The following is a 22,903-nucleotide window of genomic DNA, read 5'->3' on the forward strand; positions in this document are numbered from 1 at the left end:
TTGACGCCGCCACGCAGGCAATCCGACAATGCTCCGAGGAGGACACTGTCGTGCCGATGGGAGTGAGATCAGCCGCAGGGCGGCGAACCGTGACAGCTGGCCTGTCGGCAGTGATTCTGATCGGCGTGTGGGGTCTGGTGGCTGCCATATCCCCCTCGCGCACCCTGCCCGCCCCCTGGGAAGTGGCAACCGCATTGGGCGACGAGATCACCTCCGGGCGGCTGCCCTGGCACCTCTTCTGCACCCTCTCCCGCGTCAGTGCCGCATTCCTGCTGGCCATGAGCCTCGGATCGGCCATCGGCATCGCCATGGGCCGCCATCGCGCCGTCAATGAAGCGCTCGACCTCTGGCTGGTGGTGCTCTTGAACCTGCCGGCGCTGGTGATCATCATCATGGCCTACATGTGGTTCGGCCTCACCGAAGCCGCAGCCATCGGCGCCGTGGCGCTCAACAAGCTGCCCAATGTGGTGGTGACCTTGCGGGAGGGCGCCAGGGCGCTCGACCCGGATCTCGACCAGATGGCGCGCGCCTTCCGCCTGTCCTGGCGCAAGCGCATGGCGCATGTGGTGCTGCCGCAGCTGACGCCCTATTTCGCCGCCTCGGCCCGCTCGGGCCTCGCACTCGTTTGGAAGATCGTGCTGGTGGTCGAACTTCTGGGCCGATCCAACGGCATCGGCTTTCAGCTCAACATGTTCTTCCAACTGTTCGACATGGCGTCGATCCTGGCCTATGCCATCTCCTTCGTAGCGGTTATGCTGGCCGCCGAGATGCTGATCCTGCAACCTTTTGAACGACGGGCGAACCGCTGGCGTGTCCGAACCGCTTGAACTGCACATCGCCCGCAAGACCTATCGGGGCGCCGAGGGCGGAACGGTGGAGGCCGTCCGCGATCTGTCGCTGGCCTTTGACAGCGGCCGCTTCACCGCATTGATCGGCCCCTCCGGCTGCGGCAAGACCACATCCCTGCGCATCCTCGCCGGTCTTGACCACGACTTCGAGGGCCGCGTGAAGCTGCCCGCCGACACGCGCATCGGCTTCGTCTTCCAGGAGCCACGCCTCCTGCCCTGGCGCACGGTGATCGACAACATCCGCCTGGTGCTCGACGCGCCCGACACGGCCGATCTCACGCCTCTGATCGACGAGCTGGGCCTGTCGGGCATGGAACGCAAGTTTCCGACCGAACTTTCCCTCGGCCTCGCACGCCGGGTGGCGCTCGCCCGGGCGTTGGCCATCGCGCCGGACCTGCTGATCCTGGACGAGCCCTTCACTTCGCTCGACGAGACCACCGCGCTACGCCTCAGACAGATGGTGCTGACCGCCTGGAAGCGCCGCCACACCACGGCGATCCTGGTGACCCACAACATTCGCGAAGCGCTTCAGCTTGCCGACCGCATCATCCTGCTCGCGCCCTCCCCGGCCCGCGTCGTTGCCGACCTTGGCATCGGCCTGCCGCAGGAGGAGAGGACCGAGGCTTTTGTCGAGGAGATGCGCACGAAGATGGTGCGCGACTGGCCGGGACTGGTGGCGTGAGGCTCAGCCCTCCGCGTCGATCGCCTTCAGGAAGGCACGGGTGAGGATGGTGTGACCGGTCAGTGTCGGGTGGATGCGATCGGTGGCGATGCCCATGGGGTGGATGTCCCCGGTGATCGCGTCGAAGGCGGCCTGCGTATCGACGAAGATGGCCCCATGCTTGTCCGCCAGCTTGCGGACGACAGCGCCATATTGATCGATCAGGATGCGCATGGGATCGGCGGTGTTGGGCTCGACGAAATAGGGCGTCATCAGGATGAGGCCCTTGAGCGAGGGCAGAGTGCGGGCAATCAGCCGCTCGAGCGTTTCCTCATATTCGCCGATCAGCACGTGCTTTTCCGTCTGAAGTCGCGCATCGAACTGCCGCCAGACATCGTTGACCCCGATCATGATCGACAGCCAGTCGGGCTTGAGCGCCTCCACATCGGTGGACCAGCGGGCTTCGAGATCGCGCACGGTGTCGCCCGAAACGCCCATGTTGACCACGCGAATCCGGGCTTTCGCATGCACGGCGTTGAGATGGGCATTGATCAGGCCGACATAGCCGGTGCCGAGGGAGTCGAACAGGGCTTCGCCGATCGGTTTGGCCCGGCTCCAGTCGGTGATGGAGTCGCCAATCATCAGGAGCTTGCTGTTCGCATGGATCTTCATCGTCGTGTCCTCAGTTTTGGCGACCTGAGCTTCGACTTTCACCACACGCGGTTGAGCCAGGCGCGCACCCTGTTTTCATAGACGTAAAAGATGAAGAAACTGAAGGCGATGACCGCCAGGAGCACGATGGCCTTGTAGCCGGGATCGGGCGGAAAGACGTATTTCTTGTACTGATAGAAGGGCTGTTGCCACAGATAGAGCGAGAAGGACGCAATGCCGAACAGGCGCAGCGGATTGAAACTCAGCGCACGGCGGAACCAGGCCGGCGTTTCGGCGAGATGATTGACCGTGAAGGCGAAGAAATAGGGCGCGACCGTCATGGTCAGCATCCACGGAAACACGCTGCCGATGTAGAGCGCCGATCCGGCCGCAAGGGATACCAGCGGCATCCACGGCCGAACATGCGGGACCATGCGGTCTTTCAGCAGCGCATAGCCGGCGGCGAGCAGCAGATTGGTAGAAGCCACTTCCGAACGCACCCAGAAGTCGCCGGGCGGCGCGATGGCCGGGATCAGGAAATAGGCCCAGTGCAACGCCGCCGTGGCGGTGCCGACGCCGATCAGCACCCAGCCTTCACGACCGCGCAGAAACGGCAGGAGCGTGAGCAGCGACAGGAACACATAGGAGTGCTCCTCCACATTGAGCGACCACAGATGGCCGATGGGATAGTGGCTTGCAAAAATCAGCTCATCCGTCGGCACATAGGAGCGCAGGAACAAGGCCGTCGACAGCGTCTCGCCAAGGCTGGCCGGTTGACCGATCAGGGCGGCCACGCCGAAAACCACCAACAGGAACAGAAAGAAGGACGGGATGATGCGGGATATGCGGCGCTTGTAGAAGGTGGTGAGCGGCACGCGCTTGACGAACAGGATGCGGCTCATCAGCAGGCCGGACAGGCAGAAGAACACGTCGACGCCCATTCGTCCCGAGTGCCAACCCTGGACGATGAAGAAATGCCCCTGCAAGACCAGGAGGATGGCAAGACCGCGCCAGCCATCGAGATAGGCCACGCGATCAAGTTCGGACGAGCCATGGGTGGCGGAGGCTTCGACAACATGTCCGATGGTAACTGCACTACTCAAGATGACCTGTTCCCCGCATGCGCGCCACATGCCCCGACCGATTGCCTGCCACAGCGGCACCCGAGAGCTGGATCTCAACCTATTCGACCTGACGGTGCCCCTGCCGCCATGCCGATCATCAACTTGCCGAACCACTAGCAACTGACCGGGTCGCGGGCAACTTTGACAGGGCAAAACAGGCGAAATTACGTGCTGAGACACTCCGGAACCGATGGCTCCCGCGATTATCCGCATGCCGGACCCGAAGTCTTGCAAGAAGCGTCCGGTCGTCTAAGATGATCTCTGGATATTTCTGTCGATTTCATTGAGAGAGTTTTGCGTGGAGAGTGGACGTGAGCCTGCCATTTCGAAGTCTCACAACGGTTAGCACGGGCGGCGATGTTCGCGGCCTGAACGATCTTTACGATGCCTATGGGCACATGATCGGTCACCGCTACTCCATAGCCCATGGTGTCGCGACCGATGCGCCAAGCGACTTTGCCAACATCTCCGTACCCGGTGCCTGTGCGACGATCTTCCGCAATGGCGCGTCGGACTTCGTGATGTCGCCCAACCAGCAAGGCCTCGATCTGGTGATCTTCTCCGTTCCCGCTGCGGGCGCCACGCTGAGCTACGCGCAAGGTGGCAAACATGCGGTCGCGGCATCCGGGGAGGCGATTGTACACGCAACTGACAAGACGTTGGTTGGCAAGTCCAGTCAGACCGGTGATGTCACGGCCATCGCCCTGCCGCGGCAGAAGCTGAAGGAAAGGGTCGCGAGCGAGGACCTGCTGACGCTCAGCACCCTCACCGCCGACACCCCCAGCGTCGGGCTGTTTCTGGGCCATGCCCGCAATCTCCTCGGCCTCGCCAAGGTTCCCGACGCCGCCCTCTCGGATTTGATCAGCGAGCAACTGTGCGATCTGGCAGCGCTGGCCATCGGCGCCAGCGCCAAGGCCGTCGACGAACTCAAAGAGGGCGCCTCGCTGGCGCAGGCCCGCTATCAGAGGGCCATCCGGTACATCCGGTCACGGCTGACTGATCCTGCCCTGTCGGAAGACGAGATCGCCGCCAATCTCGCGCTTTCCACATCGTCGACCCGGCGCCTCTTCGCCCAGAACGGTACCTCGCTCGCCCGTTCGATCCGCAACATGCGCCTCGATCTGGCCGCCAGTCATCTCGCCGATCCGCGTCATGCACACCGGAAGATCCTGGACATAGCCCTCGACTGCGGCTTTCTGAGCCTGTCGGCCTTCTACGTCGCCTTCCAGGCCCGCTTTGACACGCACCCGACCGACATGCGGCCGGACAAGGCCGCGTGGTCAAATTGACAAAATCCGGAGTCCTTTTGACCGGATTTGGGACGCACGACACCCCTTAGCGCTGTTAACTGCCAAGGACGAACTCTTCCCGACGCTCGGCTCATCTGCCGACCGTCGGAGCGTTCGGCCTTGCGTCCTGTTCCGCTACCTCGACCCCAAATCCTTTGGCCCGCTCTCCTTTTACTGACGACAGACTGCGCCCGGCACCCGTGCCGCACCACAGGCTGAGCCCATTTTGATCAAGGACTTGCCATGCGTCTTCACCCCATTCTCGCCCTCTCTCTTTTTGCGACCTGCCTTGCCGTCGTGCCAGCCAGCGCCAAGGTCGTGATCACCAAATCAGAGATTTCCCAAGGCAAGCTGGTCGTCGAGGGCACCTCGACCACGGATACGACGATCAAGCTGGACGACGCCTATACGGCGACCATCAACGCCACGACGCGCAAGTTCAGCTTCTCCAAGGTCTATCTGCCGAAGAACTGCATCGTGACGCTCAAGCTCGGGGCCTCCAACGCAGTGGCGGCGACTGCCGTGGTGGCCTATTGCGGTCCAAAGGGCCTCAACGCCATGGGCTCCTGGTCCTCGTCCAAGGTCTACGCCGAGAATGACGTGGTCACCTATGCCGGTTCGACCTGGCGGGCCAAGGCCAATCCCGATGCCAACACCAACCGCCTGCCCAGCACGGCGACCACCTTCTGGGAAAAGCTGGCCGCCAAGGGCGACACTGGCGCAACGGGACCGCAAGGCCCAGCGGGAGCCCAAGGGGCGACCGGAGACCAGGGACCAGCCGGCCCACAAGGCGCCACCGGGCCGCAGGGCCCTGCAGGTGAAACCGGACCGCAAGGCCCGGAAGGCCCGACCAAGACCTTGGCCCTGTCCTGCACCAGTCCCACTCCGACAACCCTTACCCAGGCTCCAGGTGCAAACCAAGTGCTCTGGGCACCCGGCTGCCCGAACAACTACACATTGGTGTCCAGCTTTTGCTCGACGACGTCTTACAACGTGGCAATCGTCAACTACCCTCAACAATGCGCCGCATGGAACAAGACGGATACGACCCAGACCACCACAGCCCATTCGGTCTGCTGCAGGATTTTACAATAGCATGGAGCCACCTTGACGGGATGAGGGCAAAATTTTCTCAAGTGATTTGAATGACCGGGCTCCTCCAAGCGGCAAGCGAAGAGGCAGTGCGTGAGGAGAAACAAATGCGTGTTCTGCAAGTCACCTTGGGCGCGATGCTTCTGGCGACAGCGTCGTTGCTTCCGGCCAATGCCAAGGTGGTGATCAACAAGTCTGAGATATCCCAAGGCAAGTTGATCGTTGAAGGCACCTCGGACACCGGCAAGACGCTGTCCCTGGACGACACCTTTACCGCGACCATCAACACCAAGACCCGCAAGTTCAGCTTCAGCCAGGTCTACCTGCCCAAGAGTTGCACCGTCTCGCTGAAGCTCGATGCCGCCAACACCGTTGCCGCTACCGCCCTTGTGGCCAATTGCGGCCCGCAAGGCCTCAACGCGCGTGGGTCCTGGTCGTCGGCCAGGACCTATGTGGAAAACGACGTCACGACTTACGCCGGCTCCACCTGGCGGGCCAAGGCCAATCCCGGCATCAACAGGAACCAGTTGCCGACAACGGCCACCGCCTTCTGGGAAAAGCTCGCCGCCAAGGGCGACACAGGTGCGACGGGGCTGCAGGGCCCGGCGGGACCGACCGGACCTCAAGGCGATACAGGGCCAGCCGGTCCAAAGGGTGACACCGGCGCCCAAGGCTCGACCGGACCGCAGGGCCTGAGTGGCGTACTGGAATTCTGGAGTCGTGATGGTACGCCCAACACCAGCCTTTTCGACAGCACCGGTAACACCTACGTCTTCGGTTCACCTCCGGTCTCAGACATCTGGATCGGTAGCAGCGCGCAGAAGCTCTTCGTCAACACCTCCCTTTCCGCTCGCAGCTATACCGGACAGCATTGGCTTTCCCTGCATGTCTGCTGGCGTGAGACTGGCACATCGATTCTGCACGAAGCCAATGGCTATGATGCCTGGGGTTATTTCGGAGATCCGACCAACAACTCATCCTTGGCCAAGAGCACGGTTCTCGAACTCACCCCGGAAAAGCACTACGACGTCGGCCCCTGCATCAAGGCTGAAGCAAACTCCGCCCTCAAGTTTTCCTTCACTTATTCCAATACCACCATTTTGAAATTTGTGACCCCGTGACGCCACAAACACCGTCACCTCCGCGAGGCCTCGGCCTCCGGAGCTTTGCTTTGATCTTCTTCTCCCCACGAGATGCGGGGACGGGAGCGCGGCGGGGCCGCGGTAAGGTTTGGAGTAGGATAGCGGTCGCCCGCGCTCCCGTCCGGTGTGTACGAAGCCTGTCCGGAAGCTCGCGCCCCCGATTTTAAACGGTACGTCTTCAGGGCTGTCCCGGCTTTGGTCAGCGCCTCAAGCGAGGCACCTCCCGAACCTCCGTCTGCCGCAACGCTCGAAAGCGCGCGGGGGAAAGACGGAGGCCCATCGGCCGGAGCCGGGCGGTCCCGGTTACGTAAGGACGGGCTGCGTGACTCATCGCCATCAGTGCCGCCTCCGTCGCTCTGGACCCACCCGACACCCCTATCGCCCTCCTGCTTCAGGGCACCTGGTCCTAGTGCCAGGCAGTGGTACCGAGGTCAGGCTCGCCCGGGACTGCCGCCAGTCGGCAGGCGCGGGACCGGTCCCCGGCCAGATGCTCGGTGCTGGATCCTGACACCTCCCCGCCGGCCGCGGATGGGGGGAGTATGGGGGCGGGTTGGTGGGAGGGGGATAAGATTTTTTTGGGGGATGGCGGGGGGTGAGATTGGAAGTGGCCCGCCTCCCACCATCCCCAACGCCGTCATGGTCCGTGAAGACGGACCATCCATGCAGTCAGAGCAAAGATGTAGATGGCTGCATCGGCAACACTCTCCGAAAGAAGCGGGCCTTCGGACTTTGTTCGCGTGACTGCGTGGATGGTCCGTCTTCACGGACCATGACAATCGGAAAGGTGGGGGGATTGTTCTGAACCGATGGCGCCTGGAGCAAAGAATTGCGGCGACTGCTTTTCCAATTCACGCATGGCGACTGGGAGGCTGGCATAGGTGGCCCGAGGTGAACTCGGACAGCAGTCACCGCAATCCTGCGGCAAAGCAAATCCTCTGTCGCTTTTTCTCACGAAGCCTTTCATTCTCGGCGCGTCGGCACGCCATGGGAGGAGAGAGCGCCATGACTGGGGTTGAGACAGACTTCAAGGCACGTGGGAGAGCGCTCAGCGAGGGGCAGGTCTCCCAATTGACGGTGATCGACACTGTGTCCGGCGAGGCCAACGTTCTCTTGCGGACGCCAAGCGTCATTGAGGCGCCCAACTGGACGCCGGATGGGCGGCATCTCATTTTCAATGCCGGCGGTGAACTCTGGCGCATCCCAGCGGTCGGCGGCGAGGTGGAGCGCATCGACACGGGCCCGCTGCGCGATCTCAACAACGACCACGTCCTGTCGCCGGACGGACAGACGCTCCATGTCAGCTCGGACGACGGCCATCTCTACGCCCTGCCCGCTACAGGCGGAGAGCCGATGCGGGTCTCCAACGAGCACGCCGAGCCCTTCCATTATTACCTGCATGGCATCTCGCCCGATGGCGCGACCCTCGCCTATGTGGCGGTGGAAGGCCCGGCGGAACGGCGGCGGATCAATCTCTTCACCCTCCCTGCCGCGGGCGGGGCCGACCACCGGCTCAGCGACATCGACAAGCCCAACGATGGCCCCGAGTTTTCGCCCGATGGCGCCTGGATCTACTTCAACTCCGAGCGCGCCTCGACGACGCCGGGCCACGCCCAGATCTTCCGCATGCGCCCCGACGGTAGCGGCATCGAACAAATGACTTTCGATGAGCGCGTGAACTGGTTCCCGCATCTGTCGCCCGATGGCCGGCAGATGGTCTACCTGAGCTATCCCCCAGAGACGCTCGGGCACCCGGCGGACAAGCCGGTGGTCCTCCGGCTGATGGATCCCGACGGCGGTCCGGCACGAGATCTCGTGGCGCTGTTCGGCGGACAGGGCACCATCAACGTCAACAGCTGGGCACCCGACAGCCGGCGCCTGGCCTATGTCGCCTATCCCCTTGCCGGCAAATGACGGCAGGCAGGCAAACAGTCTTCATCCACATACCAAGCCTTACCGACTCGCCCCGAGGCGGCCCAAGGGCATAGTAGACACCCGGTCGTCCGCGAGTCTTCCCGCTGGTCTTCTGTTGCGCCGGGAATGCCTCCACCCACAAAGAACGTGCCTCCCTGATGTCCCGCTGGAGCCCTGTCGGTTCCGGCGGCAGAGCCGCAGGCGCAACCCGAACAGGCCCGCTCCGACCGGCGGCAAGCGAGGAAACATGACCGACACGCCTTCCGAAAGCTGGTTTCCCAAGTGGAAGCTGACGACGAGCGACCGCGTCGCGCCCGATGAGCGCCTGCCCTGGCCGCAGACCGTGATTGCCGGCCTGCAGCACGTGGTGGCCATGTTCGGCTCCACCGTGCTGGCGCCGATCATCATGGGCTTCGATCCCAACGTGGCCGTGCTTTTCTCCGGTATCGGCACGCTGGTCTTCTTCCTGATCGTCGGCGGGCGCGTGCCGTCCTACCTCGGGTCGAGCTTCTCCTTCATCGCCGTGGTGATCGCCGCCAGCGCCTATGCCGGCAGCGGGCCGAATGGCAACATCTCCCTGGCGCTCGGCGGCATCATCGCGGCCGGCGCCGTCTACGCACTGATCGGCCTTGTGGTCATCAAGGTCGGTTATGGCTGGATTGAAAAGCTGATGCCGCCGGTGGTGACGGGCGGTATCGTCGCCGCCATCGGCCTCAACCTGGCACCGATCGCGGTCAAGGGCATCTCGGCCTCGGGCTTTGACCGCAGCGTCGGCCTCGTGACCATCGTGGCGGTGGGCGTGGCGGCGGTCTATGCGCCGGGCGTGATGAAGCGCATCCCCGTGCTGATCGGCGGCCTCGTCGGCTATCTCTATTATGCCCTGGCCGCCGGCCTTGCCGGGGCGACGCCGATCGATTTCGCCAAGCTCGCAGACGCCCCCTGGTTCGGTGCGCCGCAGTTCACCGCGCCGACCTTCTCGTCGGGCGCCATCGCGCTGATCGCGCCAGTGGCCATCATCCTGGTGGCGGAAAACCTCGGACATATCAAGGCGATCAGCGCCATGACCGGCCGCAACCTCGACGCCTACATGGGCCGCGCCTTCCTTGGCGACGGTGTGGCAACCATCCTCTCGGGCTTCTGTGGTGGCACCGGTGTCACCACTTACGCCGAGAACATGGGCGTGATGGCGGTAACGCGCATCTACTCGACGCTGGCCTTCGTGGTGGCGGCGCTGTTTGCCATCCTGCTTGGCTTCTCGCCGAAGTTCGGCGCGCTGATCCTGACCATCCCCGGTCCGGTGATCGGCGGCCTCTCCATCGTCATCTTCGGCCTGATCACCGCCACCGCCGGCCGCATCTGGGTCGAGCACAAGGTGGACTTCTCGGAGACCAAGAACCTGATCACCACCGCTGCCGCCGTGATCGCCGGCGCCGGCGACCTGACGCTGAACATCGGCGGCTTCACGCTGGGTGGCATCGGGACGGCGACCTTCGGTGCCATCCTGCTCTACGCGCTGCTGAACCGCCGGCCGGATACGCCGGAGGAGCACACCTCGCTGCCGCCACTGTGACGACTCAGGAACACGAAACGGCGGGAGCCTGGCTCCCGCCGATTTGCTGTCACCCGAGCATGCCGGAGAGGAACCGCCCGGCGAGGCTGGCGCCTTCAGGCGAGATGGTGTGGCCGAGACCGGCCAAAGCGTGACGCTCGACAGTGAAGCCCGCCTGCTGCAAGCGGCTCTCGGCCTGCTCGCTCTCGGTCGCCGGAATCACCCGGTCGGCCGTTCCATGCACCAGCAGAACCTTGGTTTGCGTGGCGGGCGCAAAGGGCTCAGGTGAAGAGAGCCGTCCGGAAAAGCCCACCACCGCCGCCACCGGCCAGCGACCGGACGCAAGCGCATCCAGCGCCATGATCGTGCCCTGCGAGAAGCCGGCAAAGGCGACGCGATCGAGGCGATCGGTGAAGCCGGCCCCGGAAATCGCCGCGGAAACAGTGCGGTCGAAGGCCTCGCGCGCCGCGACGATCCGCTCGCCGCGATTGGACTCGTTGACGCCGGCAATCGAGAACCACTGATAGCCGAACCGGCTTTGATCGAAGGCGAAGGGCGCGTCAGGGGCGACGAAGACGGCGTCCGGCAATGCACCGGCCCAGACTTCGCCGAGCGCTTCAAGATCGGCGCCGCTGCTGCCAACACCGTGCAGCAGGATGACAAGGGAGTTGCTCATCTGGAAATCCTTGGAGGTCGGGACACGTGTCGTCAATGGCCAGCGAGCCAGGGCAGATCAGGGCCGACGGGAACGATGCAGTTGGGGTTCAGCGCCTTCAGCGAATAATAGCCGCGCTTGATGTGATCCATGTTGACGGTCGCGCGGATGCCGGGCAGCGCGAGCACGCGCAGCATATAGGCCTGAACCGCGGCATAGTCGGCAAGGCGGCGAAGGTTGCACTTGAACAGGCCGTGATAGGCGGCATCGAAGCGCACCAGCGTCACGAACAGGCGGATGTCGGCCTCGGTGAAGCGGTCGCCGAAGAGATAGACCCGACCGTCGGCGAGCCGCGCTTCGAGGTCATCCAGCATGCCGAACACCTGATGGAAGGCCTCCTCATAGGCGCCTTGCGTGGTGGCAAAGCCGGCGCGATAGACGCCGTTGTTGAGGCGGGGATAGATCTCGGCATTGAGGGCGTCGATATCGGCCGCCAGATCAGCCGGATAGAGATCCACGTCCGAACGCGCCAGCGTGCCGAAACCCGTGTTGAAGATACGCAGGATGTCGGCGGACTCGTTGTTGACGATGGTCTGCCGCTCTTTGTCCCAGAGAACAGGCACTGTGGCGCGACCGGTGAAGCGAGGATCGGCGCGGGTGTAAAGTTCGTGCAGATGGGTGACGCCGTGCAGCGGATCCGCCGTCGCGCCGGGATAGTCGCCGAAGCGCCAGCCCTGCTCTGTCATGGTCGGCTCGACCACGGAGACCGAGATCACATCCTCAAGCCCCTTGAGGCTGCGGGCCATCAGCGTACGCGAGGCCCAGGGGCAGATGAGGCCGACATAGAGGTGATAGCGCCCGGCCTCGGCGGCAAAGCCGCCCTCCCCGGTCGGTCCGGCTAATCCGTCGACGGTGACGAAATTGCGAAAGCTGGAGATCTGGCGCACGAAGCCGCCCTTGGCGTCTGCCTGCTGGACCGGATGCCAGTCCGCCGTCCATTTTCCGTCCACAAGCATGAAGTCACTCTCCGAAAGCCTAACTGCTGTTCGGAGACATAGGTCGTTCGACAAATGCAATAAAGAGCCCGCGACGAAACAAGATCGTTCACGAAATGGGAAACAATGCGCAAGAAGCGCTCCCCGCCGCATGGCGGAGAGCGAAAGATGCGGCCTTGAGCGAAGGAGCTCAGCCGATCACGTCGTAATTCTCGCCCTTGAGATGGCAGACCGGGCAGGCGTCCGGCGCGTCGCCGATGACGGTGTGGCCGCAGTTGGGGCAGACACGAACCACGACATCGCCGATGTCGGCGCCCGCCTCGACGGCGGCCAGCGCTTCGGTGAAGAGATCGAAATGCACCTTCTCCACATCGAGCGCATAGCGCATGGAGATCTCGGCCTTCTTCTGGCCCTCCGTCTTGGCCGTCTCGACCATGGGCGGATACATCTCGGTGAACTCTTCCTTCTCGCCGGCCATGGCGGCCTTGAGGTTCTCGACCGTGCCCTTGATGCCACCCATGGCTCGGAAATGGGCGAGCGCGTGAATGGTCTCAGCCGCCGCCACTGCGCGGAACAGCTTGGCGACGCCAGGGAAGCCGTCGTTCTCGGCGCGCTCACCGAAGGCGAGATACTTGCGGTTGGCCTGGCTTTCGCCGGCGAAGGCTTCCTTGAGATTGTCGAGCGTTTTCATGGGTCACGGTCCTTGCTGGGCGGGCGGCATGCGCCCGCTGTCGGGGGATCAGGGAACGGAAGCCCCCAAATCCGTCCGCTGTACCGAGACCTTAGAAAAGTTCCGAGGACTTGGGGATCAGGACAACCCCGCGAAACCGTGTTTCCCTGAGCCAGCGACCGCTCTGCAGGCCCAATGGTGCAAACTATTCCGTGATACCCGGCCGCGGTACCGGCTCCCGCTTCTCGACCGGCAGGCCTGCGGCTGTCCAGCCATCAGTCCCCTCGGGGTACCAGCTGACGGCGGTATAGCCCCAGGACACCGCCCGCTTGGCGGCGTTCCAGCTCATCCAGCATTGCGAGCGGCAATAGAACACGACGCTGCGGCCATGTTCGCCCGCAACGGCCTTGTCGAGATTGTCGCGGAAGTAGGCCTCCATCTCGGCCGAGAGCTCGCCATAGCCAACGTCCGGCAGCCAGATGGACCCGGGAATGTCTTCACGCGGCGGCAGATGGAAGATGGTGCCCTTGGGCAGGTTCGGCTTGGGCGGCTTGGGCAACACATCGATCAGGACGGACTTGCCGTCCGCTCGCCGCGCGACCATCTCCTTGGTGCTCAGCACATGCGCTCCGGCCAAAGTGTCGGGAACCGGCGCGCGATACTCTTCCGTGCGATAGCCGGACGGCTCAGGCACACCCGCTGCGGCAGTGCCGGCCAGAGACAAGACAATGACACCGCAGGCGATGAAGCTTCGAACCATGACACCCTCGCTCATTCGGTGATGGGACGATCCTTCTCATCCAGAATCGGAACACCAAAGTCGATCAGGATCTTGTTGATCTCCTTCTGGTTTTCCTTGATCAGGGTGTTGAGCTGACGCTTCCAGTTCTGGTCGGATGCCCGCACACCCATGGTGATGCGATAGGTCATCTTCGGACCGTGGGTCTCCTTGACCAGCGGCACCACCTTGAGATCCTGCCCGCTCTTCTTGGCAAAATAGCCCCCGATCGGCCCCCAGAAGATCGCTACGTCGGTGGTGCCATCCACGAGATCCTTGATCATCATCTCGGGCACATGCGTGTAGCGCGTGTCCACCTGCAGCGGATAGGGATGCACCGAAGCCATGAAGCCGGCGGCGGCGATGTTGTTGCCCGGCGGCGTGCCGGCAACGAGGCCGATCTTCAGCCCTTTGAGACGCGGATCGGACAAGGTGTCGATGCCATCGGCCTTGGAGCCGGCCTTGGTGACCATCACATAGGACGTCCGATAATAGGCATTGGTGTTCTGCACCAACTCGTCGCCCTGCGCATATCCCATGATCACGTCGCAGCGGCGCTCACCGAGCGTCTTGCGCACGAAGCCGGTGGCCATGGGATACCAGGTGTATTCGACATGCTTGCCGAGCTTGGCGGCCAGCAGGTCGGCAAGCTTGTTCTCGAAGCCTTCAAGCTTGTCGTTGGAGCTTGGCAGGCTCGACGGATCGGCACAGACCCGGAAGTTGTTGGGGTCGATGAGCTCGACGGCTTGCGAAAAGGTCTCTGCCGTCACGCGGTCCTGCGCCTGGTTGAGCGCGGCGTCCTGCGCCAGAGACGGCAACGTGTTGAGACCGGCCAGAAGACCGAAGAGAGCGGCAGCGGATTGCTTGCGGGACACGAAACCCTCCCATGGCTCGGCCATACACCGAGCCTTTCTTCACCGCGCCGATCTCCGCCGGCGTTTGGATTGCGTCGACTGAACCACAGGCCCAGGCAAAGATCACGTTACCATCTGGTCACATCGGGCGACGGACTCAACCTGGCACGCCCCAGATGGCGCCGCGAGGGCTCGCGATCCGATGTCCTGCGGGGCGGCGCATACCGCCTGCCCCGCCAACTGGATCAGTTCGTGAAGCCCAGGCAAGAGTAGGCAGCCTCCTTGGCGGTCTTGTTGAGCGGCGGCTTCTTGGGCTCGCCACGGTCGATCGCACCATCGGCACGGGCGCGCAGATAGACGTAGATATAGTCCATGTAGCACATGACGTTGAGGTCGGTGCCCCAGGCCGGCATCACCGAGTTGCCCGCGGTGTTCCACTTGTTCTGCTGACCGCTGGCGACGATGCCGGCAAAGGTCGAGTAGTCGAACTTCTGCAGCGACTTGGCGAGCGGCGGCGCAAAGGACGAACCCATGCCGTCCGGCCCATGGCAGGCCATGCAGTTGGCCGTATAACGCTTGTAGCCCATCCAGGTGTAGTAATCGACGGTGCCATCCGCTTCCTTCTTGTAGGTGGGATCACCGTTGGCATCCAGCCATTTGCCAGCATCATCCTGGCTTACGGGAGCGGGATCGTTGGCATAGGCTGCGCCGGCCACCAGCATTGCTGCAACAAAGGTCAAGGTCTTCACGAACATCAACGTCTCCAGTCCTCTCTGGTTGGGCTCTCTTCGCGCCGGCATCTTGTTTTGTCTTGAGCCCTGATTTGACACCTATTCCAGCTGAACAGTCGATGAGCCAAATGGCCGCGCCTATTCTTTGGAACCTCTGAGCCCCCGCCGATCAGGCAGAATCAATCGGATCGACAAGCGGTTGCCCAAACTCTTCAATCCGGAGCGACGTCCTGTGGGCCTGACAATGGCGTCAGACCGGAGATCACTCCAAGGAAAAGGCCCGGAGCGCCCCCGCGCGCGGCGGGTGAACCGGGCCTTTCCACTGTCACTTCAAGCCATACGATCAGGGCAGCGTGAACACGGTCAGCTGGCCACCGAGAGCGGTGTACTTGCTGAGACCGGCATAGCCACCCACCGCGCCAAGGCCGGCGTTCGGATCGGTCAGGCCGGCGGCGAGACCGATACCGGCCCAACCACCAACACCCGAGAGCACCGACACATACTGCTTGCCGGCATGCTCGTAGGTCATCACGTTACCGATGATGCCCGACGGGGTCTTGAACTTGTAGAGCAGCGTGCCGTCGGTAGCAGACACAGCCTTCAGGTAGCCTTCGAGGGTACCGTAGAAGACGATGTCGCCATCGGTGGCCAGAGCGCCGGACCACACCGAGAACTGCTCGGGCAGCGACCAGACGATCTTGCCGGCAACGCCGTCCCAGGCGATGAAGTTACCCATGCCGCCATGGCTGTTCGGCGCGGGATACATCGACAGGGTGGCACCGACATAGGGCTGACCCGCGGTGTAGGACACGCGGAACGGCTCGTAGTCCATGCAGACGTGGTTGGTCGGCACGTAGAACAGCTTGGTCTTCGGCGAGTAGGCCGCAGGCTGCTGGTCCTTGGAACCAAGCGCCGCCGGGCAGACGCCGGTGGTGTTGGTGTCTTCGCCGTTCTGATGGGTCGAATACTGGGCAACGACAGCCGGACGACCGTAGTTCGGGCTGTTCTTGTCCATGTCGACGCCGGTCGACCAGTTGACCGCCGGGTCATACTTCTGGGCAACCAGAAGCTCGCCGGATTCACGATCGAGCGTATAGCCGAAGCCGTTACGGTCGAAGTGTGTGAGCAGCTTGCGCGGCTTACCATCAACGTCCTGATCGGTCAGGATCATTTCGTTGATGCCGTCATAGTCCCACTCGTCATGCGGGGTCATCTGATAGACCCACTTGGCGACGCCGGTGTTCAGGTCGCGGGCCCAGATGGTCATCGACCACTTGTTGTCGCCCGGACGCTGCGACGGGTTCCACGTGGACGGGTTACCCGAGCCGTAATAGACCAGGTTCAGAGCCGGGTCGTAGGAATACCAGCCCCAGGTCGTGCCGCCACCGATCTTCCACTGATCGCCTTCCCAGGTCGAGATGCCCGAGTCCTTGCCGACCGGCTTGCCGAGAGCGGTGGTCTTCTCCGGATCCATCAGCGTGTCGCTGTCCGGACCCATGGAATAACCGCGCCAGGCCTTGGTGCCGTCCTTCAGGTTATAGGCGGTGATCGAACCGCGAACACCGAATTCACCACCGGAGATGCCGATGAAGACCTTGTCCCCGAACACATGCGGCGCCGAGGTGCCGGTCTCGCCGATGGCCGGATCGCCGTTCTTCACGGACCAGGCAACGGCACCGGTCTTGGCGTCGAGCGCCACGACGGTGGTGTCGGCCTGATGCAGGATGATCTTGCCGTCGCCATAGGCGAGACCACGGTTGACCGTGTCGCAGCACATCACCGGGATCACGTTCGGATCCTGGGTCGGCTGGTACTTCCAGAGAATGGCGCCGTCGTTGTTCAGATCGAGTGCGTACACGATGTTCGGAAACGGCGTGTGGACGTACATGACGTCGCCGATCACCAGCGGCGAACCTTCGTGACCGCGCAGAACGCCCGTCGAGAACGTCCAGGAGACCTTGAGGTCCTTGACGTTGTCCTTGTTGATCTGGTTCAGCGTCGAGTAGCGCGTATTGGAATAGTTGCCAGCCTGGGCCGCCCAGTTCTTGGCATCACCAATCAGGCCATCAAGTTCGGCATCGGCGTAAGCCGCACCGACCGAAAGGGCCATGAAGGCCGTCATGCATACTGTGGAAAGAATTTTCCTCATCAGTGTTCTCCCTAGACCACACTTTATGAGTGTACCGGATCTGACGACGATGCGTTTCGGCTGAAAACCGACCGCAAGCCAAGGATGTCCGGGTGTCCTCCGACCGTGTGTCACGCCCGATGCACTAAGTTCCCTCTCCCGTGCATCGGCCTCCGATATCGCCCGCACTTCCCTCCAGCGCGGCCGTCTATCGATCGGCGACTTCGATCAATGTACTGAGCTTTACGGATGCTCGCAAGCACACCCCCTTGTTCGACCTTGGGCTAACACCTACCAAACAAGTCAGGACAGCGGCCGGGAGACCGCTGAAGCCCCGGGAGGAAAATCAATGATTTTCAATGCTTTGCGCGAAAAACAACGAAAATCCTATATTCACATGACCAATCGACCGATTGATAGCGCCTATCAAAAGGTCGATGGACCGCGTGCAGTGCAACAGCAAAAGCCGTTGCCGCGGAGGTGTATTGCCGGCCTCGGCAACCTGGCTTCCCTGGCTCTCATGGCCGCAATGGCGCTGTCGTGTTCCCTCGCCGAGGCTGCCCCTCTGACCATCACGGAGATTGCGCCGGGCGTGTTCGCCCATCAAGGACAGGTGGAGCCTATGACCTTGGGAAACCGAGGGAATATCGCCAACATCGGCTTCATCGTCGGCGATAAATCGGTCGCAGTCGTCGACACCGGCGGCTCCGTTGCCGAGGCGCAGGACCTGCTCGAAACAATTCGTTCAACCACAGACAAGCCGATTTCGCATGTGATCCTGACCCACATGCATCCCGACCACATCTTCGGCAGCGCAGCATTCCTGAGACCAGATGTCGCATTCGTAGGCCACGCGCGTCTTAATGCCGCTATCGAAGCTCGATACAGCTACTATCTCGAAGCAAACCGGCCGATCCTCGGCGAAAAACTCGTCCGCGAACTCAGCCAGGCACATGTAACGCTTCCCGTCGCGGATCGGCTGGACATCGACCTGGGCGGTCGAATCATCAGCCTCCGCGCCTGGCCTCTTGCCCATACCGACAATGACCTGACGGTGCTGGACCAGAAGACCGGCGTGATGTTTACCGGCGACCTCGTCTTCACCACCCACACCCCCTCCATCGACGGATCGATCAGAGGCTGGCTGAAGGTGCTGGACGAGATGGCCCGGATGCCGGTCAGCAAGATCGTACCCGGACATGGGGCCATCGGCGCACCCTGGCCGGCCGCCATGCAGGCCGAGCAGCGCTATCTGAATGTGCTCGTGGACGACATCAAGGCCGCGCTCGCCGCCAACAAGACGCTGGCTGAAACGGTCGAAACCGCCGGCCGCAGCGAAGCGGGCAACTGGCTGCTGTTCGACGACTACAACAAGCGCAATGTCACCACCGCCTTTGCCGAACTCGAATGGGAGTGATCAGCGAGGCGCGGCGGGGGGACGCATGTATGAATGATCTCTAATATGCAACAATGCTTCAGGGAAATGGGAGGATTTTCCATGACACAGGCAATACGACTGACCATGGCAGCGGTGCTGCTGGCGCTTACGACCCAGCTGGCCATCGCCGAGACCACGACGGCAAAGGACGACGCCTGGCCCGGATTGGTGACCGACGTGTTCCAGGACCGCAAGATGACCGCGGATCCCGCGATCATCAGCCTTGAAGCTCCCTATCGTGCGGAAGACGCCGCCATCGTGCCGATTGCCATCAACGCCGCGCCACCGCCCGGCGACAGCCGCTATGTGGCGCGCATCACGGTGCTGGTGGACAACAATCCCTCGCCTGTCGCCGCCACCTTCGAGTTCGGACCGAAGGCCGGCGTGTCGCATCTCGAGACCCGCGTGCGCGTCAATCAGTATACCAACATCCACGCGGTCGCCGAACTCAGCGACGGAACGCTCTACGTGGCCGAGAAATTCGTGAAGGCCTCGGGCGGCTGCTCGGCCCCTGCCCTCAAGGATGCCGCGGAAGCGGCCGCCAACGTCGGCGTGATGAAGCTGAAGCAGTTTCCGCCGAAGGACGGCGGCTCGACCCTGCGGGAGGCCCAACTCATGGTTCGCCATCCGCAAAACTCGGGGATGCAGATGGATCAGATGAGCCACACCTATATTCCGCCGTGGTTCATCGACGAACTCGCCATCCATCAGGGCGACGACCTGTTGCTGAAGGTGACCGGCGGCATCTCGCTGTCGGAAGATCCCAACCTGCGCTTCACCTACATTCCCAATGGCGCGACCACCTTCAATGTGACCGCGACCGACACCGAACAGAAGACCTACAAGGGCAGCTGGCCGGTGCAGCCGAGCGGCTCCTGACCGGTTCCACGCTGGACCGAACGGGGCGAAATCGCCCCGTCGCGGTGCGCAAAGGCGACATCAGAAGCAGCGCATCTCCGCTTCGGCCTGCGCGCGCTTCAGCTCGCCCACCACATTCTTGGATTCCTTGGCGTTGCGGAACAGCGAGCCATTGTCGCCGGTCATCTGCCCGAGCGAAATGAACGTCGAGGCCTTCTCGTAGGTGTCGTAGCTGATGATGGTGGCGATCACGTCGACCGAACAGGAACAGCGATGCAGGGCATCCTGCGTCTCGCCGTTGGCCTTCATGCAGCCATAGACATAGTCGGCGCGCGCTTCGGTCGGAAAATCATTCGGGATCTCCTCGGCCAGTGCTGCGGTTGGCGCCGATCCCGCGACAGCCGTGGCGATCACGACGGCCCGCATGAGCGAACTCAACGGATAAGTCATTGGCATTCCTTCCTCCCCCACCGAATCTACCATTGGGCAGCGGAAGTTTCCAATCACGCGACCTGCGGCCAATTGATGCCGCGGATCGCGAGGAGCCCCATCACGCCGATGGGCGGCGATAAGTCGGCCGCCCGGCGGCCTGCTGCATCTCCCGCCGGAACTCATCCCGCTTGTCATGGATCGATGCGATCACCGGCCCCATGGCGATGCCGAGGCCGACGAGCGAGGTTTCGGACAGTTGAAGGCTGGACTCCACCGTCTCCGGCACCGCTTCGGAAACCCCGAGCGCATAGAGGTGTCGGGCATGGCCCGCATCGCGAGCCCGCGAGAAGATCGGAATGTCCGGCCTCAACATGCGCGCGACCGCCAGAACGGCGTCGATCGCTGCGGGATCGTTGACCGTGATGACTACAGCGGCCGCATCGGCGATGCCGCAGGTCTTGAGGAACGACTGGCTGGTGGCGTCGCCATAGTGGACCGCACGCCCCGCCCTGCGATCGCGCGACACCGTCACGGGATCAACGTCCACTGCCAGCACTTCCTTGCCATGGGCTTCGAGCATGTCGGCGACGACGCGACCAACGCGGCCGAAGCCGACGACAATCACGTGGCCCGCCCCGTATTCAGGCGCGGCGAGGATCTCCGGATCGATCGGGGCCGCGTTGAGCTGGTGTTCCAGCCGGCGTCCCAGCGCCGCCAGCGCCGGAATGAGCACCATGGAGATGGAGGCGATGGTGAGGACGAAACTCGCCGTCTGCCCATCGACCACGCCGGCCGCCTTGGCGGCCCCGATGCAGACGAAAGCGAACTCGCCGCCGGCGGCCAGGCCCAACCCAGCCTCGAGCGACGTGCCCAGCGACAAGCCGAACAGCCGCCCGAGCGGCAGCATCAGCAGCAGCTTGATGGCGATGATCCCGGCGAGACAGACCGCCAGCAGCATCGGTTCCCGCGCCACCTCGCGCAGATCGACGCTCATGCCGACGGTGAAGAAGAAGATGCCGAGGAACAGCCCCTTGAAGGGGTCCATGATGGACTCGATAGATCGCCGATATTCCGTCTCGGCGAGCAGCAGACCGGCGACGAAGGCACCAAGCGCCATGGACATGCCCGCCATGGCAAAGACCACGCCGGTGCCGACGATCACGAACAGGATCGCTGCAATCATCAACTCGCGCGAATGCACGCTGGCGGCCAGACGAAACAGAGGCCGCAGAAAGAGGCGCCCGAGCACCATGGTCACCGCCAGCGCCGCCAGCGCCTGCAGGAGCGCCATGCCGACGCTGAGGATCAGGCCACCCCGGGCCTCGCCCTCCAGCGCGCCCACCAGCATCAGGATCGGGATGACCGCCAGGTCCTGCGCCAGCAGCACCGCGAAGGAAACGCGCCCCGACTGCCCCGCCAATCGCCCCGTCTCCGACAGCGTCTCGATGACGATCGCGGTGGACGACAACGCCAGACTGGCCCCGACGAGAGCGGCCGTCGCCCCATCTGACCCGGCGATGAGCAGAACGCCGGCAATGGCGCCGGCCGCGAGCACGATATGCGAAAAGCCAAGCCCGAAGACAAACTTGCGCATGGTCATCAGGCGGGCAAAGGACAACTCGAGCCCGATGATGAACATCAGGAAGACGACACCGAGGTCCCCGATCGGCTCAAGCCCCTTGGGATCGACCACCGTCATCCAGTAGAGAAACGGCAGCTTGTCCATCAGGCTTCCCAGCCCGAGCGGCCCCAGCAGGGCGCCGGCACCGAGGTAGCCGAGAACCGGACTTATTCCCAGACGCTTGACGAGCGGAATGACAACGCCAGCAGTTCCCAGAACAACCAGAGCATCGGAATAGGCGGCAACATCAATCGAACTGCTCACGGACGGTCCTGCTGGGTAGACGAACATCAATGAGTGAAAATGGCCACAGCTTCACCGCGAAGGAAATAGCCAATTGCCGCCCGCTGAGCATTTTCCGGAGAAACTCGGGAATGTGACCCGTTCACGATTTCGCGCGCAGGCAATGACTTGCCGTGTCACCTGCAGAACAGGCGCCCGCCACATGGGTGGCAGTTGGTGCGGACGACGGGAATCGAACCCGTATTCTCAAAGAGAGGCAGATTTTCATACCACTTCGGCTTTCGCCGCCGCCCTGGGGCGTTCGTGGTCTGGACTGTCCCTTCGCCTTGGCCCTTCAGGCTTTAGGCGCCGCCCGTCCAGTCTCTACACCTTCCTCCCGGCGCGGGAGGCTTGGCTCGGGATTGGCCTAGGGAGCATGCCCTTTAGCTTTCCCCGACTTTGAGCGGTTCTACGCCGCGGATTTCCCCGCGGGCACTCCAATTTTAAAGTCTGCTGCGTCTACCGATTTCGCCACGTCCGCATGGCTGACCGGGATATGGCCGCACGCGCGCCCGGTCAAGCCCTGAAGGTTGCGTCGGATAGACTTTCGCTCGGCTTATCCGCAAGCGCCAGCCGGAACGGTGCCTTGACCGTTGACCACGGAAAGGCGCACGCGCGCCGTGCCGGCGCCAATGAAGCCGAGATCGCGGGCAGCGCCGCGCGAGACATCAATCACCCGATTGCGAATGAAGGGGCCCCGATCGTTGATGCGAACCACAACGGATCTACCGTTGTTGAGGTTCTCCACCTTGACCAAGGTGCCGAAGGGCAACGTCCTGTGCGCTGCCGTACGCTGATCCGGCGCCATGCGCTCCCCGCTGGCCGTCCGGCTGTGAGAGGCGTACCAAGAGGCCTTGCCACATTGGGCAGAGGCGGGTGCGCCCTGGTGAAAAAACGCGGTCATGACTGCGACCGTGAAAAAAGCGCGTCGTGCGCTTGTTTTGAGATGCATGCAAAAAGTCCCTGATCCAAGCCCGCGTTGCCACCGCGGCCATGCCTCCATTGCGACCTCCGGTGACATCCCGGACATCGGCGATGAGTGCGAAAGCGCCACAAAATGTGGCAAGAATCAGGCAACTACGAAACAGCGGCACACGCAAAAAGTGCGCAAGGGAAAAATCGATTAAGCATCAACTGTTTATCAGGTGAAGAAATTTCGTCGCAACTGTCCACTTTTTGCGAACAGATCCCCGA

Annotated in this window: 22 protein-coding genes; 10 read left to right on the top strand and 12 right to left on the bottom strand. The window is 62.8% G+C overall.

What is annotated here, in order from left to right:
• Positions 1 to 89 precede the first annotated feature (89 nt).
• Positions 90 to 827, top strand: a complete 738-nt coding sequence (locus L2I41_RS10410) for an ABC transporter permease (protein WP_237153487.1) — start codon at positions 90 to 92, stop codon at positions 825 to 827.
• The gene (locus tag L2I41_RS10415; protein WP_237153488.1) at positions 811 to 1,530 is read left to right on the top strand and encodes an ABC transporter ATP-binding protein; all 720 of its coding nucleotides are present in this window, start codon (positions 811 to 813) and stop codon (positions 1,528 to 1,530) included. Before L2I41_RS10410 ends, L2I41_RS10415 begins: the two co-directional genes overlap by 17 nt.
• Before the next feature lie 3 nt (positions 1,531 to 1,533).
• On the opposite strand, the gene L2I41_RS10420 is transcribed toward L2I41_RS10415, so the two are convergent.
• Complete coding sequence (locus tag L2I41_RS10420; RefSeq protein WP_237153489.1) at positions 1,534 to 2,181, bottom strand: SGNH/GDSL hydrolase family protein; 648 nt, start codon at positions 2,179 to 2,181, stop codon at positions 1,534 to 1,536.
• Between the two features lie 38 nt (positions 2,182 to 2,219).
• The gene (locus tag L2I41_RS10425) at positions 2,220 to 3,263 is read right to left on the bottom strand and encodes an acyltransferase family protein (protein WP_237153490.1); all 1,044 of its coding nucleotides are present in this window, start codon (positions 3,261 to 3,263) and stop codon (positions 2,220 to 2,222) included.
• Between the two features lie 326 nt (positions 3,264 to 3,589).
• On the opposite strand from L2I41_RS10425, the gene L2I41_RS10430 reads away from it, so the two are divergent.
• The 5 genes from L2I41_RS10430 to L2I41_RS10450 all read left to right on the top strand — a co-directional run bounded on the left by L2I41_RS10430 (position 3,590) and on the right by L2I41_RS10450 (position 10,288).
• Positions 3,590 to 4,573 carry a helix-turn-helix domain-containing protein gene (locus L2I41_RS10430; RefSeq protein WP_237153491.1) on the top strand — a complete coding sequence of 328 codons (984 nt, stop codon included), beginning with the start codon at positions 3,590 to 3,592 and terminating at the stop codon, positions 4,571 to 4,573.
• A gap of 243 nt (positions 4,574 to 4,816) precedes the next feature.
• Positions 4,817 to 5,668 (top strand): hypothetical protein, encoded by an 852-nt coding sequence (locus L2I41_RS21530; protein WP_304610550.1) that lies wholly within the window; start codon positions 4,817 to 4,819, stop codon positions 5,666 to 5,668.
• A gap of 50 nt (positions 5,669 to 5,718) precedes the next feature.
• A complete protein-coding gene (locus L2I41_RS21535) occupies positions 5,719 to 6,786 on the top strand; it encodes a hypothetical protein (protein WP_304610551.1) in 1,068 nt (355 codons plus the stop codon).
• 1,023 nt (positions 6,787 to 7,809) lie between these two features.
• The gene (locus L2I41_RS10445; protein WP_237153492.1) at positions 7,810 to 8,718 is read left to right on the top strand and encodes a TolB family protein; all 909 of its coding nucleotides are present in this window, start codon (positions 7,810 to 7,812) and stop codon (positions 8,716 to 8,718) included.
• Between the two features lie 247 nt (positions 8,719 to 8,965).
• Positions 8,966 to 10,288 (top strand): solute carrier family 23 protein, encoded by a 1,323-nt coding sequence (locus tag L2I41_RS10450; RefSeq protein ID WP_237153493.1) that lies wholly within the window; start codon positions 8,966 to 8,968, stop codon positions 10,286 to 10,288.
• A gap of 49 nt (positions 10,289 to 10,337) precedes the next feature.
• Here the strand turns inward: L2I41_RS10450 and L2I41_RS10455 are convergent, their stop codons facing one another.
• The 7 genes from L2I41_RS10455 to xoxF5 form a co-directional block, all read right to left on the bottom strand.
• Complete coding sequence (locus L2I41_RS10455; protein ID WP_237153494.1) at positions 10,338 to 10,943, bottom strand: alpha/beta hydrolase; 606 nt, start codon at positions 10,941 to 10,943, stop codon at positions 10,338 to 10,340.
• A gap of 32 nt (positions 10,944 to 10,975) precedes the next feature.
• On the bottom strand, positions 10,976 to 11,938 hold the full coding sequence (locus L2I41_RS10460; RefSeq protein ID WP_237153495.1) for a glutathione S-transferase family protein: 963 nt from the start codon (positions 11,936 to 11,938) through the stop codon (positions 10,976 to 10,978).
• A 169-nt stretch (positions 11,939 to 12,107) separates the two neighbouring features.
• Positions 12,108 to 12,608 (bottom strand): rubrerythrin family protein, encoded by a 501-nt coding sequence (locus tag L2I41_RS10465; protein ID WP_237153496.1) that lies wholly within the window; start codon positions 12,606 to 12,608, stop codon positions 12,108 to 12,110.
• A gap of 184 nt (positions 12,609 to 12,792) precedes the next feature.
• Positions 12,793 to 13,347 carry a PQQ-dependent catabolism-associated CXXCW motif protein gene (locus L2I41_RS10470; RefSeq protein WP_237153497.1) on the bottom strand — a complete coding sequence of 185 codons (555 nt, stop codon included), beginning with the start codon at positions 13,345 to 13,347 and terminating at the stop codon, positions 12,793 to 12,795.
• A gap of 11 nt (positions 13,348 to 13,358) precedes the next feature.
• Entirely contained in the window at positions 13,359 to 14,240 is an 882-nt protein-coding gene (locus L2I41_RS10475; RefSeq protein WP_390634095.1) for a substrate-binding domain-containing protein, read from the bottom strand.
• A 224-nt stretch (positions 14,241 to 14,464) separates the two neighbouring features.
• Positions 14,465 to 14,974, bottom strand: coding sequence for a c-type cytochrome, methanol metabolism-related (locus L2I41_RS10480; RefSeq protein WP_237153498.1), 510 nt, complete (start codon positions 14,972 to 14,974; stop codon positions 14,465 to 14,467).
• A 319-nt stretch (positions 14,975 to 15,293) separates the two neighbouring features.
• On the bottom strand, positions 15,294 to 17,099 hold the full coding sequence (xoxF5, locus tag L2I41_RS10485) for a lanthanide-dependent methanol dehydrogenase XoxF5 (protein WP_304610552.1): 1,806 nt from the start codon (positions 17,097 to 17,099) through the stop codon (positions 15,294 to 15,296).
• 328 nt (positions 17,100 to 17,427) lie between these two features.
• Here xoxF5 and L2I41_RS10490 point away from each other — a divergent pair, with 328 nt between their 5' ends.
• Positions 17,428 to 18,495, top strand: coding sequence for a quinoprotein relay system zinc metallohydrolase 2 (locus L2I41_RS10490; protein ID WP_237153499.1), 1,068 nt, complete (start codon positions 17,428 to 17,430; stop codon positions 18,493 to 18,495).
• Between the two features lie 81 nt (positions 18,496 to 18,576).
• A complete protein-coding gene (locus L2I41_RS10495; RefSeq protein WP_237153500.1) occupies positions 18,577 to 19,395 on the top strand; it encodes a quinoprotein dehydrogenase-associated SoxYZ-like carrier in 819 nt (272 codons plus the stop codon).
• 60 nt (positions 19,396 to 19,455) lie between these two features.
• Here L2I41_RS10495 and L2I41_RS10500 read toward each other — a convergent pair whose 3' ends face one another.
• The 3 genes from L2I41_RS10500 to L2I41_RS10510 form a co-directional block, all read right to left on the bottom strand.
• Positions 19,456 to 19,830 (bottom strand): hypothetical protein, encoded by a 375-nt coding sequence (locus L2I41_RS10500; protein ID WP_237153501.1) that lies wholly within the window; start codon positions 19,828 to 19,830, stop codon positions 19,456 to 19,458.
• Positions 19,831 to 19,924: 94 nt separating this feature from the next.
• Entirely contained in the window at positions 19,925 to 21,691 is a 1,767-nt protein-coding gene (locus L2I41_RS10505; RefSeq protein ID WP_237153502.1) for a cation:proton antiporter domain-containing protein, read from the bottom strand.
• Positions 21,692 to 22,265: 574 nt separating this feature from the next.
• Complete coding sequence (locus L2I41_RS10510) at positions 22,266 to 22,661, bottom strand: septal ring lytic transglycosylase RlpA family protein (RefSeq protein WP_390634098.1); 396 nt, start codon at positions 22,659 to 22,661, stop codon at positions 22,266 to 22,268.
• Between L2I41_RS10510 and L2I41_RS10515 the strand changes: the two genes are divergently transcribed.
• Positions 22,612 to 22,836: a hypothetical protein gene (locus tag L2I41_RS10515; RefSeq protein WP_237153503.1), complete on the top strand. Its 225-nt coding sequence runs from the start codon at positions 22,612 to 22,614 to the stop codon at positions 22,834 to 22,836. The two genes, L2I41_RS10510 and L2I41_RS10515, sit on opposite strands and share 50 nt — an antisense overlap.
• Positions 22,837 to 22,903: the final 67 nt, after the last annotated feature.

The organism is Oryzibacter oryziterrae, assembly GCF_021864535.1.
Classification (GTDB): domain Bacteria; phylum Pseudomonadota; class Alphaproteobacteria; order Rhizobiales; family Pleomorphomonadaceae; genus Pleomorphomonas; species Pleomorphomonas oryziterrae.

What these genes read in the sequence shown, in the direction of transcription:
- L2I41_RS21530 (WP_304610550.1), top strand. Translation starts at nt 4,817, where the DNA reads ATGCGTCTTCACCCCATTCTCGCCCTCTCTCTTTTTGCGACCTGCCTT.
- L2I41_RS10460 (WP_237153495.1), bottom strand. Translation starts at nt 11,938, where the DNA reads ATGCTTGTGGACGGAAAATGGACGGCGGACTGGCATCCGGTCCAGCAG.
- L2I41_RS10490 (WP_237153499.1), top strand. Translation starts at nt 17,428, where the DNA reads ATGATTTTCAATGCTTTGCGCGAAAAACAACGAAAATCCTATATTCAC.
- L2I41_RS21535 (WP_304610551.1), top strand. Translation starts at nt 5,719, where the DNA reads ATGACCGGGCTCCTCCAAGCGGCAAGCGAAGAGGCAGTGCGTGAGGAG.
- L2I41_RS10450 (WP_237153493.1), top strand. Translation starts at nt 8,966, where the DNA reads ATGACCGACACGCCTTCCGAAAGCTGGTTTCCCAAGTGGAAGCTGACG.
- L2I41_RS10515 (WP_237153503.1), top strand. Translation starts at nt 22,612, where the DNA reads ATGACTGCGACCGTGAAAAAAGCGCGTCGTGCGCTTGTTTTGAGATGC.
- L2I41_RS10470 (WP_237153497.1), bottom strand. Translation starts at nt 13,347, where the DNA reads ATGGTTCGAAGCTTCATCGCCTGCGGTGTCATTGTCTTGTCTCTGGCC.
- L2I41_RS10500 (WP_237153501.1), bottom strand. Translation starts at nt 19,830, where the DNA reads ATGCCAATGACTTATCCGTTGAGTTCGCTCATGCGGGCCGTCGTGATC.
- L2I41_RS10480 (WP_237153498.1), bottom strand. Translation starts at nt 14,974, where the DNA reads ATGTTCGTGAAGACCTTGACCTTTGTTGCAGCAATGCTGGTGGCCGGC.
- xoxF5 (WP_304610552.1), bottom strand. Translation starts at nt 17,099, where the DNA reads ATGAGGAAAATTCTTTCCACAGTATGCATGACGGCCTTCATGGCCCTT.
- L2I41_RS10465 (WP_237153496.1), bottom strand. Translation starts at nt 12,608, where the DNA reads ATGAAAACGCTCGACAATCTCAAGGAAGCCTTCGCCGGCGAAAGCCAG.
- L2I41_RS10455 (WP_237153494.1), bottom strand. Translation starts at nt 10,943, where the DNA reads ATGAGCAACTCCCTTGTCATCCTGCTGCACGGTGTTGGCAGCAGCGGC.
- L2I41_RS10510 (WP_390634098.1), bottom strand. Translation starts at nt 22,661, where the DNA reads ATGCATCTCAAAACAAGCGCACGACGCGCTTTTTTCACGGTCGCAGTC.
- L2I41_RS10445 (WP_237153492.1), top strand. Translation starts at nt 7,810, where the DNA reads ATGACTGGGGTTGAGACAGACTTCAAGGCACGTGGGAGAGCGCTCAGC.
- L2I41_RS10495 (WP_237153500.1), top strand. Translation starts at nt 18,577, where the DNA reads ATGACACAGGCAATACGACTGACCATGGCAGCGGTGCTGCTGGCGCTT.
- L2I41_RS10420 (WP_237153489.1), bottom strand. Translation starts at nt 2,181, where the DNA reads ATGAAGATCCATGCGAACAGCAAGCTCCTGATGATTGGCGACTCCATC.